The organism is Enterococcus sp. DIV1537a, assembly GCF_051712085.1.
Lineage (GTDB): Bacteria > Bacillota > Bacilli > Lactobacillales > Enterococcaceae > Enterococcus > Enterococcus faecalis.
This window is the reverse complement of sequence record NZ_JBIOOE010000001.1, coordinates 1,441,165-1,454,623: the sequence shown is the minus strand read 5'-3', so window position 1 is coordinate 1,454,623 and position 13,459 is coordinate 1,441,165. Positions and strand designations below refer to the sequence as shown.

14 protein-coding genes and 2 riboswitches are annotated in these 13,459 nt (G+C 37.5%); of the genes, 13 read left to right on the top strand and 1 reads right to left on the bottom strand.

The genetic code is table 11. The features are described 5' to 3' along the window. Positions 1-86: 86 nt before the first annotated feature. The 6 genes from trmFO to IGJ41_RS07205 all read left to right on the top strand — a co-directional run bounded on the left by trmFO (position 87) and on the right by IGJ41_RS07205 (position 6,212). Positions 87-1,394 (top strand): FADH(2)-oxidizing methylenetetrahydrofolate--tRNA-(uracil(54)-C(5))-methyltransferase TrmFO, encoded by a 1,308-nt coding sequence (gene trmFO / locus IGJ41_RS07230; protein WP_002357486.1) that lies wholly within the window; start codon positions 87-89, stop codon positions 1,392-1,394. A gap of 211 nt (positions 1,395-1,605) precedes the next feature. Beyond that, a complete protein-coding gene (xerC, locus tag IGJ41_RS07225; RefSeq protein ID WP_002381875.1) occupies positions 1,606-2,505 on the top strand; it encodes a tyrosine recombinase XerC in 900 nt (299 codons plus the stop codon). 28 nt (positions 2,506-2,533) lie between these two features. Next, complete coding sequence (gene hslV / locus IGJ41_RS07220; protein ID WP_002357489.1) at positions 2,534-3,082, top strand: HslVU peptidase proteolytic subunit; 549 nt, start codon at positions 2,534-2,536, stop codon at positions 3,080-3,082. Positions 3,083-3,096: 14 nt separating this feature from the next. Beyond that, positions 3,097-4,500 (top strand): ATP-dependent protease ATPase subunit HslU, encoded by a 1,404-nt coding sequence (gene hslU / locus IGJ41_RS07215; protein ID WP_002360239.1) that lies wholly within the window; start codon positions 3,097-3,099, stop codon positions 4,498-4,500. 20 nt (positions 4,501-4,520) lie between these two features. Continuing rightward, entirely contained in the window at positions 4,521-5,303 is a 783-nt protein-coding gene (gene codY / locus IGJ41_RS07210) for a GTP-sensing pleiotropic transcriptional regulator CodY (protein ID WP_002357492.1), read from the top strand. Positions 5,304-5,336: 33 nt separating this feature from the next. Beyond that, a complete protein-coding gene (locus IGJ41_RS07205) occupies positions 5,337-6,212 on the top strand; it encodes an aldose 1-epimerase family protein (RefSeq protein WP_010823702.1) in 876 nt (291 codons plus the stop codon). A 41-nt stretch (positions 6,213-6,253) separates the two neighbouring features. Here IGJ41_RS07205 and plsY read toward each other — a convergent pair whose 3' ends face one another. After that, a complete protein-coding gene (gene plsY, locus IGJ41_RS07200; RefSeq protein ID WP_002360243.1) occupies positions 6,254-6,883 on the bottom strand; it encodes a glycerol-3-phosphate 1-O-acyltransferase PlsY in 630 nt (209 codons plus the stop codon). A 205-nt stretch (positions 6,884-7,088) separates the two neighbouring features. After that, positions 7,089-7,248: riboswitch (cobalamin riboswitch) on the top strand. A gap of 118 nt (positions 7,249-7,366) precedes the next feature. Here plsY and IGJ41_RS07195 point away from each other — a divergent pair. From IGJ41_RS07195 to eutS, 7 genes are all read left to right on the top strand, one after another. Beyond that, positions 7,367-8,395 carry an ABC transporter substrate-binding protein gene (locus IGJ41_RS07195; protein WP_002382345.1) on the top strand — a complete coding sequence of 343 codons (1,029 nt, stop codon included), beginning with the start codon at positions 7,367-7,369 and terminating at the stop codon, positions 8,393-8,395. Next, positions 8,388-9,395 (top strand): FecCD family ABC transporter permease, encoded by a 1,008-nt coding sequence (locus tag IGJ41_RS07190; RefSeq protein WP_438714159.1) that lies wholly within the window; start codon positions 8,388-8,390, stop codon positions 9,393-9,395. The genes IGJ41_RS07195 and IGJ41_RS07190 overlap by 8 nt, the downstream gene beginning before the upstream one ends. Continuing rightward, the gene (locus tag IGJ41_RS07185; RefSeq protein ID WP_002357498.1) at positions 9,392-10,159 is read left to right on the top strand and encodes an ABC transporter ATP-binding protein; all 768 of its coding nucleotides are present in this window, start codon (positions 9,392-9,394) and stop codon (positions 10,157-10,159) included. The genes IGJ41_RS07190 and IGJ41_RS07185 overlap by 4 nt, the downstream gene beginning before the upstream one ends. A gap of 141 nt (positions 10,160-10,300) precedes the next feature. Next, positions 10,301-10,744: a EutP/PduV family microcompartment system protein gene (locus tag IGJ41_RS07180; RefSeq protein ID WP_438714157.1), complete on the top strand. Its 444-nt coding sequence runs from the start codon at positions 10,301-10,303 to the stop codon at positions 10,742-10,744. Next, the gene (locus IGJ41_RS07175) at positions 10,741-11,322 is read left to right on the top strand and encodes a cob(I)yrinic acid a,c-diamide adenosyltransferase (protein ID WP_002360247.1); all 582 of its coding nucleotides are present in this window, start codon (positions 10,741-10,743) and stop codon (positions 11,320-11,322) included. The genes IGJ41_RS07180 and IGJ41_RS07175 overlap by 4 nt, the downstream gene beginning before the upstream one ends. 44 nt (positions 11,323-11,366) lie before the next feature. Further along, positions 11,367-11,516: riboswitch (adenosylcobalamin (AdoCbl) riboswitch) on the top strand. 292 nt (positions 11,517-11,808) lie between these two features. After that, positions 11,809-12,939 (top strand): 1-propanol dehydrogenase PduQ, encoded by a 1,131-nt coding sequence (locus IGJ41_RS07170; protein WP_153853764.1) that lies wholly within the window; start codon positions 11,809-11,811, stop codon positions 12,937-12,939. Positions 12,940-13,098: 159 nt separating this feature from the next. Then, positions 13,099-13,446: an ethanolamine utilization microcompartment protein EutS gene (eutS, locus tag IGJ41_RS07165; protein WP_002345864.1), complete on the top strand. Its 348-nt coding sequence runs from the start codon at positions 13,099-13,101 to the stop codon at positions 13,444-13,446. Positions 13,447-13,459 lie beyond the last annotated feature (13 nt).

Genomic DNA, 13,459 nt, shown 5'->3' with positions numbered 1-13,459 from the left:
TTACTTCGGTCTTCTCTTTTAGTAAAATGAATTGAGTTTGTAAGAGACAGCTCTTAACTTCTTGACATAGAAAGGAATTTTTATACATGACAAAAAAAGTCACAATTATTGGTGCCGGTTTAGCCGGAAGTGAAGCGGCATGGCAAGTGGCCAATGCTGGCGTACCAGTTGATTTATATGAAATGCGCCCTGTCAAAAAGACACCAGCGCATCAAACAGAAAATTTTGCAGAGTTAGTTTGTTCTAATTCATTACGTGGAAATAGTTTAACCAATGCGGTAGGTGTTTTGAAAGAAGAAATGCGCCGTTTAAATTCAATCATTATTGGTAGTGCAGATCAAACCGCTGTACCAGCTGGCGGCGCCTTAGCAGTTGACCGTGATTCTTTTTCTGAAACAATCACTGAAAAAATTAAAAGTCATCCATTAATTACAATCAAAAATGAAGAAATCACTGATATTCCGGAAGGGATTGTAATTATTGCAACGGGTCCCTTAACCTCTGAAAGCTTATCTCAAAAAATTCAAGAATTTAATGGTTCTGAAGGCTTTTATTTTTACGATGCAGCAGCACCAATTATTGATAAATCAACAATTGACATGGATAAAGTTTATTTAAAATCTCGTTATAACAAGGGGGAAGCGGCTTACTTAAATTGTCCGATGACTGAAGAAGAGTTCAATGCTTTTCATGAAGCGCTAGTCAATGCAGAAGTGGTTCCTTTACGCACGTTTGAAAAAGAGAAGTTTTTCGAAGGCTGTATGCCCATCGAAGTAATGGCGCAACGTGGCATTAAAACCATGTTGTTTGGCCCAATGAAACCTGTCGGACTAGAAGACCCTAAAACAGGTAAACGCCCTTATGCTGTAATTCAATTACGTCAAGACAATGCTGCAGCTTCTTTATACAATATTGTTGGTTTCCAAACGCATTTAAAATGGGGTGAACAAAAACGAGTATTCCGTATGATTCCGGGATTAGAAAATGCTGAATTTGTTCGCTATGGCGTCATGCACCGTAATAGTTTTATGAATTCTCCAGAGTTGCTAAAACCAACCTACCAATCAAAAAAACGTGACGATCTGTTTTTTGCTGGACAAATGACTGGTGTTGAAGGATATGTTGAAAGCGCGGCAAGTGGTTTACTCGCAGGTATTAACGCAGCTCGTCTTGCCAAAGGGGAAGAGCCGATTGAATTCCCTCGCGAAACGACTTTAGGAAGTATGGCTTATTATATTACACATGCAGAAGGCAAACATTTCCAACCAATGAATGCAAACTTTGGGCTTTTCCCAGAGTTACCTGAACGAATTCGTGACAAAAAAGAACGCTATGAAGCGATTGCTAATCGGGCCTTAGATGTTCAAGCTCAAGTTATCCAATCTTTAGACTAAATTAGAAAAAATATGAGAAAAGACTGAGCATCATTGCTAAGAAATGCGATGATACTCAGTCTTTTAATTTTTAGAAAAAAATAACAAAAGCTAAAGAATAGTTAAAATTGTGAACATATTTAGAAATATTGATTAAATTCTGACAACTTAATTGTCTTTTGAAAAAGGTTATGCTAAAGTTACTTTGTAATCGAATGAGGAGGGCTATCACATGGAAGAAAAGAATTGGCCTGAGTTATTTGCTCGTTATCTTATTGTCGAAAGAGGCTATTCAGAAAAAACAAAAAAAGCATATCAAGAAGATATACAACATTTTTTTTCTTTTTTAAAGACTTCAGGTAATGACAATTATTTGACTGTGGAACATTTGGATGTTCGGGCTTATTTGAGCGAATTATACGATCAGGAATATAGCCGCAATTCGATTAGTCGAAAAATTGCCAGTTTGCGTTCTTTTTATCAATTCTTATTAAAAAATGAAGCAATCCAAGAGAATCCTTTTTCCTATGTTCATATGAAAAAGAAACAGTTACGGTTGCCCCGTTTTTTTTATGAAAAAGAAATGGATGCATTATTTGAGAGCGCACAAGGGGAGCAACCGCTTGATTTGAGAAATAAAGCGTTGCTAGAAGTTCTGTATGGGACTGGTATTCGGGTCAGTGAATGTGCGAACTTAACGGTGGACGCAGTTGACTTTCAAGCTTCTGTTTTATTGGTTCACGGAAAAGGAAATAAAGATCGCTATGTGCCTTTTGGTTCATTTGCACAAGACGCCTTAAAGGATTACTTAGAGAATGGCCGCGCGCTATTAATGACAAAATATCAAAAAAAACATCCGTATGTCTTTGTTAATCATCATGGTGAACAAATCACGCCAACAGGGATTGAATATGTCTTAAACCAACTAATTAAAAAAAGTTCATTAAATGCGGAAATTCATCCCCACATGTTACGCCATACATTTGCGACACACTTATTAAATAATGGCGCCGATATGCGGACAGTTCAAGAATTATTAGGACATGCTAATTTATCAACAACTCAGATATATGCGCATGTGACAAAAGAAAGTTTACAAAAAAATTATCGAACGTTTCATCCTCGTGCATAATGGAGGTAAACGTCTAGGAGGAACAATAATGGTTGAATCACAATTTCACTCTACAACAATTTGTGCAGTCGAAAAAGATGGAAAATTTGCAATGGCTGGTGACGGCCAAGTAACAATGGGCGAATCTGTCGTTATGAAAGGTACGGCCAAAAAAGTGCGCCGTATTTACAATGATGAAGTCGTTGTCGGTTTTGCAGGGAGTGTGGCAGATGCCTTTACATTAGAAGAAAAGTTTGAAGGAAAATTAAATGAATACAACGGAAACTTAACGAGAGCTGCGGTTGAGTTAGCCCAAGAGTGGCGTACACAACAGTCTATGCAAAAATTAGAAGCTATGCTGATTGTGATGAATAAGGAAGAAATGCTCTTAGTTTCAGGAACTGGGGAAGTCATTACACCAGACGATGGTATTTTAGCAATTGGTTCTGGCGGTAATTTTGCTTTGTCCGCTGCAAGAGCCATGAAAAACTTTGGTGATAAAGAAATGCCAGCGAAAGAGATTGCTAAAAATGCCTTAAATATTGCTGCAGATATCTGTGTATTTACGAATCATAATATCATTGTAGAAGAATTATAAGCGAGGGAAAATCCATGAATGAATTAAACAAAACACCAAAAGAAATAGTCAAAGAACTAGATCAATATATTGTTGGACAGCAAGCTGCCAAAAAATCAGTGGCGGTAGCTTTACGTAACCGCTATCGTCGCTTGCAATTAGAAGAAAATATGCAACAAGATATTACGCCTAAAAACTTACTAATGATTGGACCAACAGGTGTTGGTAAAACTGAGATTGCTCGTCGTCTCGCAAAAATTGTCAATGCGCCTTTTGTAAAAGTTGAAGCAACCAAATTTACAGAAGTAGGCTATGTCGGTCGGGATGTCGAATCAATGGTTCGGGATTTAGTAGAAAATGCGATCCAAATTGTTGAAAAACAACAATACAGTCGCGTGTATGCGCAAGCGTTAAAAAAGGCCAATCAACGTTTAGTCAAAGTATTAGTGCCTGGAATTAAAAAAGAACAAAAACAGGCTGGCGGTAATCAATTTGAACAAATGATGAACATGTTTAACATGGCTCAGCAACAGCAAGAAGCACAAGAAGAAGTAACGGAAGATATTCGAACGAATCGCCGAACAATTTTGGAACAGCTGGAAAAAGGTCTATTAGATAATCGTGAAGTAACAATTGAAATTGAAGAACCGAAGAAAACGATGCCAGCTATGAACAATGGCCTAGAACAAATGGGTATCGACTTAAATGAAACGTTAGGCGCTCTGTCACCAAAGAAAAAAATCGAACGTACTGTAACGGTGAAAGAAGCACAAGAATTATTAGTGAAAGAAGAATCAGCAAAAATTGTCAATGACGCTGATATCCATAGTGAAGCGATTCGTTTAGCTGAATCAAGCGGAATTATTTTTATCGATGAGATTGATAAAATCACCTCCAAAAGTCAACAAAATTCGGGCGAAGTCTCTCGTGAAGGAGTACAAAGAGACATTTTACCGATTGTTGAAGGCTCCCAAGTTAACACGAAGTATGGTCCTTTACAAACGGATCACATTTTATTTATCGCTTCAGGTGCTTTCCACTTGTCAAAACCAAGTGACTTGATTCCAGAATTACAAGGCCGCTTCCCAATTCGAGTTGAATTAGATGATTTAACGGCGGATGACTTCGTAAGTATCTTAACTGAGCCAAACAATGCTTTAATTAAACAATATGTAGCATTAATTGGCACAGAAAATGTTTCAGTCATCTTTACAAAAGAAGCAATTGAACGGTTAGCACACATCGCTTATGATGTAAACCGTGATACAGATAATATTGGGGCGCGTCGTTTACACACAATTTTAGAACGTTTATTAGAAGATTTATTATATGAAGCACCAGATATGCAAATGGGTGAAATTACGATTACCGAAGCATATGTCAATGAAAAATTGAATGACATTGTTCAAAATGAAGATTTAAGTCGTTACATCTTATAAAAAAGGCTGGAGGAGAAAAGATGGCTACATTATTAGAAAAAACACGTCAAGTGAACGAGCTTTTGCAAAAAAATAATTTGTTTGACGTACAAGCAGAACTTCCGTACAACAAAATGGCAATGATTTTAGGGGATATTTTAGAAAGTAATGCGTATATTATTAGCAGTTCAGGGGATTTGTTGGGGTATACTGAAAAATTAGATGTTAATAATGCCCGTATCAAAAATATGTTTAAAGAGAAAAAATTTCCTCAAGGATACACCGAGGCCGTGGATATGCTCAAAGTAACCGAAGCCAATATTCCAATAGATAGTGATTTAACTGCATTTCCTTTTGAATCACGAGAGCTGTATCCGTTTGGGTTAACCACTATTGTGCCTTTGTACGGTGCTGGCAAACGCTTGGGTACGATTATTTTAGCGCGTGTTGAAAAATCCTTTAACGAGGATGATTTAGTGTTAGCTGAATATAGTGCGACCGTTGTCGGCATGCAAATTTTGTATCATCAATCCAGAACAATTGAAGCAGAAGTTCGCAGTGCGACTGCCGTGCAAATGGCCATCAACACTCTTTCCTATAGTGAATTAAAAGCCGTCCATGCCATTTTTGAAGCCTTAGATGGCGAAGAAGGTCGTTTAACTGCTTCAAGTATTGCAGATGAAATAGGCATTACTCGTTCCGTAATTGTGAATGCCTTAAGAAAATTAGAATCAGCTGGAATTATTGAATCACGTTCTCTTGGTATGAAAGGGACTTATTTAAAAGTATTAAATCAACAATTTATTAAAGAGTTGGAAAAATAAGCAATTGCTCGTATCAACTAGGAGGACAACGCAATGACTGTACAAATTGAAAATGAATTTCTAATCGCAACATTTGCTGAAGAAGGAGCAGAATTAGTAAGTTTACAATCAAAAGAAACCGGCATTGAATATATTTGGCAAGGAAATCCTGAATTTTGGGCCCGCCATGCGCCCGTACTTTTTCCGATTGTCGGTCGTCTAAAAGAAGATACGTATATGTACCAAAATCAAGCGTATCATTTAACTCAACATGGTTTTGCTCGTGATCAAGTATTTGATGTGATTGAAAAAGGTGGAGAAGAAGTTTCTTTTTCACTAAAATCAACAAAAGAAACCAAGAAGAAGTATCCTTTTGATTTTGAACTAGTGATTACTTATACATTAGAACACCAAGAATTGACTGTAAACTACCAAGTAGAAAATACAGGGAAAGAAGAGATGTATTTTGGGATTGGTGGTCATCCAGCCTTTAATGTACCTTTAGAATCTTCACTAACGTTTGAAGATTATTATCTAAGTTTTTCACCTAAAAAATCACGGACACAAATTCCCTTAGCAGGCCCGTTTATTGATTTAGCGAATAAAACGCTAGCCCAAACGAATACCAGCTTTGACTTAACGCATCAATTATTTGAAAATGATGCAATGATTTTTGAAACAAAAGGTCAAACAGCGATTACAATTGCCACAGACGAAAGTGACCATCAAGTCACTTTGAGTTATCCAGAAATGCCTTTTGTGGGGATTTGGTCACCGACACCGAAAGAAGCGCCTTTTGTCTGTATCGAACCTTGGTGCGGGATTGCTGATGCTGTCGACACAACTGGCCAACTTGCTGAAAAATTTGGCATCAATAAGTTACCAGCTAACGAACTATTTAAAACACAGTATATGATTAGTGTAAAATAAAGAAAAAGGCTGTGAACAAATAATGTTCACAGCCTTTTTCTTTATTTTTTTGCACGTAAGCCAAAAGAAAGGCGACTTTCTGTTCCATTTTTAATTCGCTGAATGTTTTCACGATGACGGACAAAGATAAAAGTAGTCAAAGCAATCGCAATCACAGTTAATAACCAGTTAAATGTTGGTAAAATAGCTGGGACAGTGAAAGGCAAAATAATAGTAGAAAGTGTAATTAGTACAGCGCTAATCATACTTGTTAAACTCACCATACTGGTTAGATACAGACAAATCACAAAAATAAGAGCAGAATAAATAAAAAATGTGGGGCTGTATGCTAATAACATGCCAGCGCTAGTGGCTACGGCTTTACCACCTTTGAAATTGGCAAAAATAGGGAAGGTATGCCCTAAAACAGCTGCTACCCCAAAGAAGAGCGGATTCACGCCTTGTAAACCAAACAAATAGGGTAATGAAGTGGCTAACGTTCCTTTCAAGATATCCATTAATAATACCGTAATTCCGGCAGGTTTCCCTAAGACACGAAATGTATTGGTTGTTCCTGTATTCCCACTCCCAAATTGGCGTATATCTTTTTTAAAGAAAAGTTTGCCAATCCAAACACCTGAGGGAATCGAACCTAATAAATAGGCAACAAGTAACAAAATGACGATTTTCATCAAGTTAACCTCTTTCTTATTCAAACTAGGATTTATTTTATCATGAATAGAAAAACGGAACAACGTCTAATAACTAAAACAAGAAAAGTTTTTCTTTTGCTTGAGGAAGCGTTGACAAATGATTGATAACCGTTATAATAAATGTGTGTCATTAGACAAAGACGTCTAATCACTGGTTTGAAAATTAGTTATCAACGAAGATACAATATATATGTACTTATGAAGTGTCAGGGAAAGAGGTGCGAATCCTCTACAGACCTACCTACTGTATGGTGGATGAAACCAATAAGACCACAGATTATTCTGGAAGGATTGGGAGTAAGAAGAAGCTAAGTCAGGATACCGGCTTGATAAGTCTAATCATTCTTTTGTAGGAAAAAGAAGGGGCTTTGAAGATAACTGGCTGAGTATATCATTAGCATAGTTAAGTGACTGCTTTTTTTCTATTGGAGAAAAAAGTGGTTTTTTTGTATTGTTTTGACGTTGAGACAAAGGAGGTTCATTTCAGAAAATTTTCCCCAAAATAAAATAGACGAATGCGAGGATGAAAAAATGAAAAAATTTACTTTAACAATGATGACTTTAGGTTTAGTAGCAACACTTGGCTTGGCAGGGTGTGGTAAACAGGAAAAGAAAGCAACTACCTCTTCTGAAAAAACAGAAGTAACGTTACCAACCAAAGACCGTAGCGGCAAAGAAATTACTTTACCCAAAGAAGCAACCAAAATTATTTCCCTAGTGCCATCAACAACAGAAGTGATTGAAGACTTAGGTAAAACCGACCAATTAATCGCAGTTGATACTCAAAGTAGTACAATGATGACTGATTTAAAAAAATTACCACAAATGGATATGATGGCTGTCGATGCAGAAAAATTGATTGCCTTGAAACCACAAATTGTTTATGTGAATGACATCAATTTAGCTAGCTCAGAAAGTGTTTGGAAACAAGTGGAAGATGCTGGAATTACAGTCGTTAATATCCCCACTAGTACAAGTATCAAAGCAATCAAAGAAGACGTCCAATTCATCGCGGATAGCTTATCTGAACATGAAAAAGGACAAAAGTTAATCAAAACAATGGATCAAGAAATCGACGAAGTAGCCAAAATTGGGAAAACTATTAAAAAACCAAAAACTGTTTTGTTTGAAGTGGCTGCCTTACCAGACATTTATAGTTTTGGTAATGGGACATTTTTAAATGAAATGATTGAAACAATTGGGGCAAAAAATGTTTTGGCAAATGAAAAAGGCTGGTTACCAGTGACAGAAGAAGCGGCCATTGCTGCAAAACCAGAAGTCATTTTAACCAATGTTAACTATATGAAAGATCCCGCCAAAGAAATTTTAGCTCGTAAAAACTGGGAAAGCGTTCCAGCAGTTCAAAACAAAGAAGTTTTCGAAATTGATAACATGTCTAGCTCTTTACCAAATAACCACATTACCAAAGCATTAAAACAAATGGCAAAAGCTGTTTATCCAGAGGAATATAAGGATTTAAAAGATGAGTAAAAAAACGTGTCTCATACTGATGCTCTTGATCAGTATGAGCATGCTCTTTTTGGGTATTAAAATTGGAAGTGTTCAGATTTCGTTTACGGATTTGCTTCAAATTTTAGTGAAAAAGACGGTTTCAGAAGACGGGATTTTAGAGGGAATCATCTGGAATGTTCGGTTACCGCGTGTCGTGATGGCCTATCTCGTGGGCGCAGGCTTAGCAGTAAGTGGCACGGTGATGCAATCGCTCTTAGGTAATCCTTTAGCTTCTTCGTATACTTTGGGCGTATCAGCGGGAGCATCCTTAGGCGCTGCGTTAATCATGGTAACTGGAGTAACTGCTTCGATCTTAGGGGCATTTTTATTGCCTTTAACTGGTTTTATCTTTGGCTTAGCAACGGTCTTTTTAGTTTTGTTATTTACGCAAACAATGGATAGTCAAATGTCCAATCAAACAGTTGTTTTAGTGGGGATGATTATGACCTTGTTTGTCGGTGCTATTTTGACGTTGATTACAGCACTTTTCCAAGATTATTTGAAACAATTAGTCTTTTGGCAAATGGGTAGTTTTTCTGGCAGTAATTGGCAAAAAATTGCTATTTATTGTCCAATCTTGCTTGTCAGCAGTCTGTTTCTTTGGTTTGATGCCAACGCATTGGATGTTCTTGGCTTAGGAGAAGAACATGCGATGTTAGCGGGAGTAGAAGTCAAAACAGCAAAACTACGCATTATTCTTTTGGCTAGTTTACTAGCAGGAAGTGCGGTTTCATTTGTCGGTGTGATTGGTTTTGTTGATTTAATAGCACCACATATTGTCCGTCGCTATCTAGGGGCGACTCATCGCTGGCTGATTCCTGGTTCAGCAATCTTAGGTGGGACCATCATGGTAATAGGGGACACAATTGCCCGCACGATTTTATCACCAAAAGAAATTCCCATCGGGGCCGTAACAGCCTTGATTGGAGCGCCATTATTCTTGTATATTTACTTTAAAAAAAGGGGCGTTGCTGCATGATTGAATTAAAAAAAACAGCTGTAACACTCCAACAAACCCCCATTTTAAAAGATATTTCCCTCGTTTTTCCGACAGGTAGTAAAACTTGTATTTTAGGTCCAAATGGTTGCGGTAAAACGACACTTTTAAAAACGATTGCCGGACTTGTCCCTTATAGTGGTTCTGTTTTAATTGATGGTCAAGAAGTTCATGGACAAAAGCGGAAGGAATTGGCAACGAAAGTAGCGATGATGAGTCAATTCACGACAGTTGCTTTTGATTATACGGTTTACGAAACAGTTTTGATGGGGGCGTATCGACAACAAGCACAACGTTTTTTACCTATTGTTTCTAAACAAGAAAAAGAACGAGTCCTTTATTATTTAGAACGCACGGGTTTATTGCCTTTAAAAGATAAAGTTGTCAATCAGCTTTCAGGAGGACAACAACAACGAGTATTTTTGGCTAAATTATTTGTACAAGATCCAGAAATTATTTTATTGGATGAACCCAATAATCATTTGGATATTCGGTATCAACAAGAATTGATTCAGCAGTTAAATGAGTGGAGTGCGCAAGAAGGGAAAACGTTAATCGGGGTGTTTCATGATATCCGTTTAGCGTTAACGCTAAGTGAAAAAATTGTGTTTATGAAGCAAGGGAAAGTGGCCGCGCAAGGTGATTTTCAAACGTTGGCTTCCAAAGAATTTTTACAAACAATTTTTGAAACAGATATTGTCTCATATTTTCAGAAACAACATAAAGTTTGGGAAACTATTCAATAATTTTGACAAGTTTTTTGGAAACAGGTAAGATAAAGGCAAAGAATCAGAAACACAATGGCGTGTTTAAACAAATCGGCAAAGGAGCCCAAGACTAAGTACGTGATGGTACTTGCTTTGGGCTCCTTTTTTATGGAGGTAGCGATGAAACGAATCATTTTAATGGGAGCTATCGGGTGTGGCAAAACCACGTTATGTCAAGCTCTGCAAGGCAAAGAATTAATTTATGATAAAACACAGGCGGTGGAATTTCATACAGAAATGATTGATACACCGGGCGAGTTTATTTTGCATCGGCAATATTATAATGCGTTAAACGGCACAGCGGCAGAAGCAGATGTGATCGGTTTGGTTCAAAGTGCTGTAGAAACACAACAAGTTTTTTCACCAGGATTTGGTAGTATTTTCCCGAAAGAAATCATTGGTATTTTAACCAAGATTGATTTAGCACAAGATTCTCAGCAGTTAGAGATTGTTCGGCAACAATTAAAAAGTGCGGGTGCAACAAGAATTTTTGAAATTTCTTCTGTTGAAAAAATTGGCTTGCAAGAATTAGTAGATTATTTAGAGGAGGATGAAGCAGAATGAAAATTTATACAAAAACTGGCGATAAGGGAATGACGAAATTAGTCGGCAGCTCAACCGTCGCTAAGGATTCTGATCGAGTTGAAAGTTATGGAACGATTGATGAATTGAATTCTTGGGTGGGCTATATTATCAGCCAACTTCCACAAGAAAATCAAGAAATTAAAGAAGAACTAGAAGCTTTACAACATTTACTTTTTGATGCGGGAACAGATTTGTCAACACCGATTGAAGCACAACGACCATTTAAATTACAAAAGGAAAGTGTCCATTGGCTAGAACAGCGGATTGATTTCTACACTGCACAATCACCAGATATTGATCGTTTTATTTTACCTGGCGGAACCCCAGCAGCCAGTATGGTTCATGTGGCTCGGACGATTGCACGGCGCGCAGAACGCATCATTGTTCGTTTAAATTGGACAGCCAAAATTAACGAAGAGGTATTAATTTTTACCAATCGTTTATCAGATTATTTTTATGCGTTGGCTCGCTATTTAAATGTTCAAGCACAACGACCTGATGTTTTTTATGAACGAAGCGAAAAGGTTTTCCATAAAATTAAAGAAGATGGATTGTAAACAGTTGCTTTTCTAAAAAACTTATGGTAAATTTCAGATAGATTAAACGAATATTTTATGAAAAATATGAATGGAAGCCAGTGAGAATCTGGCACGGTCCCGCCACTGTGAAGAAGCAAGGTTGCTTTTAAGTCAGGTCTTTTCATTTTTTCATTATTGGGCATGCTGTTTCGAGGCAAAACAGGATGTTTCTTAACAACGCTTGTGTTGAAAATCCAGCCCAAGATATTTGTATTAATCCAATTAATGGCACGAGGAAGTGCTTTTGGGAATTTTGGGCTGGTCTTTCAATGTTGAAGGAGATTTCAGGTACAATGACGTACTGCTATATTCCCTTTTTTTATTGACAATTAATTAAAGGCGTTGTACTCTATGGATAAGGTTTCGTGTACAATGGCGTATACATAAGGAAGCAAAGACGCTTCAGACAGATGATTTTTCGTTTGTTTGAAGTGTCTTTTTGTATTTTATTAAGGAGGAATTGAGATGAAAACAATTCATTTCCCTACCGAACTATGGGTAGGAGAAGGCGCATTAGCCAATTTGGAAACACTTCATGATAGACGTGTTTTCATTGTCACAGATCCATTCATGGTTGACTCTGGATTTGTGAATGAAGTGACAAAGCATTTAACAAAAAGTGAATGGCAAATTTTTAGTGATATCATCCCCGATCCACCAATTGATAAGATTGCTGCGGGAATTAAGCATTTAGCGACATTTCAAGGAGATACGATATTAGCTTTAGGTGGGGGATCCGCTATTGATGCGGCCAAAGCAATGAAATTTTTTGGCAAACGTACTTTGCAAACTCAGATTGCTGAGTTTATTGCGGTTCCTACAACTAGTGGAACTGGTTCAGAAGTTACGAATTTTTCAGTGATTACGGTTGCTGAAACTGGCACCAAAATCCCGCTTGTAACGGATGAAATTCAACCAGAAATTGCGATTTTAGATACAAATTTAGTGATGAGTGTCCCACCAAAAATCACAGCGGATACAGGAATGGACGTCTTAACGCATGTTATTGAAGCGTATGTTTCAACAGAAGCAAATCCGATTTCAGATGCGTTGTGCGAAAAAGTCGTTCGCCTGGTATTCGACAATTTAGAAATAGCCTTTAATGAGGGTAGCAACCAAGAAGCTCGTGAAAATATGCATTTAGCTTCATGTATGGCAGGGATGGCGTTTAATGTTACTTCATTAGGCTTGAATCACGGCATTGCTCATGCGGCCGGTGCGCGTTTACATGTGCCACATGGACGAATGAATGCGATGCTCTTACCGGAAGTCATTGCATATAACAGTGGCTTAGCGAATGGCAAAGTCACCAACGAACCAACAGCTAAACGTTATGCGCAGTTAGCAAATTGTCTAAATGATACACAGACAACCAATGCACGGATTGGTGTTCAACAATTTATTCGACAAATCAAGCAACTCCGTCAAAAATTAAACATGCCTGCCACTTTTAGTGATTATGGTTTACCAAAAGAAGAAGTCCAAGCTGCGATCCCAAAAATAGCTGAAGGCGCATTGATGGATGGCTGCACCAAAACAAATCCTGTCCAACCAACAGCAGCAGAAGTGACAAAAATTTTAAATTCTATCTTATAAGCGATTGACAGGATGAAATCGATAACATATAATGTGAGTAGCACAACGGCGTGCTTCAAAATTTAAGAGCAAAGAAGCTCCTTAGTAGAAAGCGAAAGTGGAACCTTTACGTTTTTTATTGAGGATTTTTTATTTGCTAAATTAAAGGAGCGAGTCTGGTTGGAAGAAAAACAACGAATGATTCAAGAATATGTTCCTGGGAAACAAGTAACGTTAGCGCACATCATTGCTAGTCCTAATAAAGAAATTTATACAAAATTAGGATTGCCAGAAGGCACCAGCAATGCACTAGGTATTTTGACAATCACTCCGAGCGAAGCGGCAATTATCGCTGTTGATATTGCGACTAAAAGCGGAGATATCCAAATCGGTTTTATTGATCGTTTTTCTGGATCGGTAGTCATTTCTGGTGACGTAAGCTCAGTGGAAGCAGCCTTACAAGCGGTGATTGAAGGTTTACAACAGATTTTAAACTTTTCTGTAACTTGTAAAATTACCAGAACATAGCGTTGAAAGGACA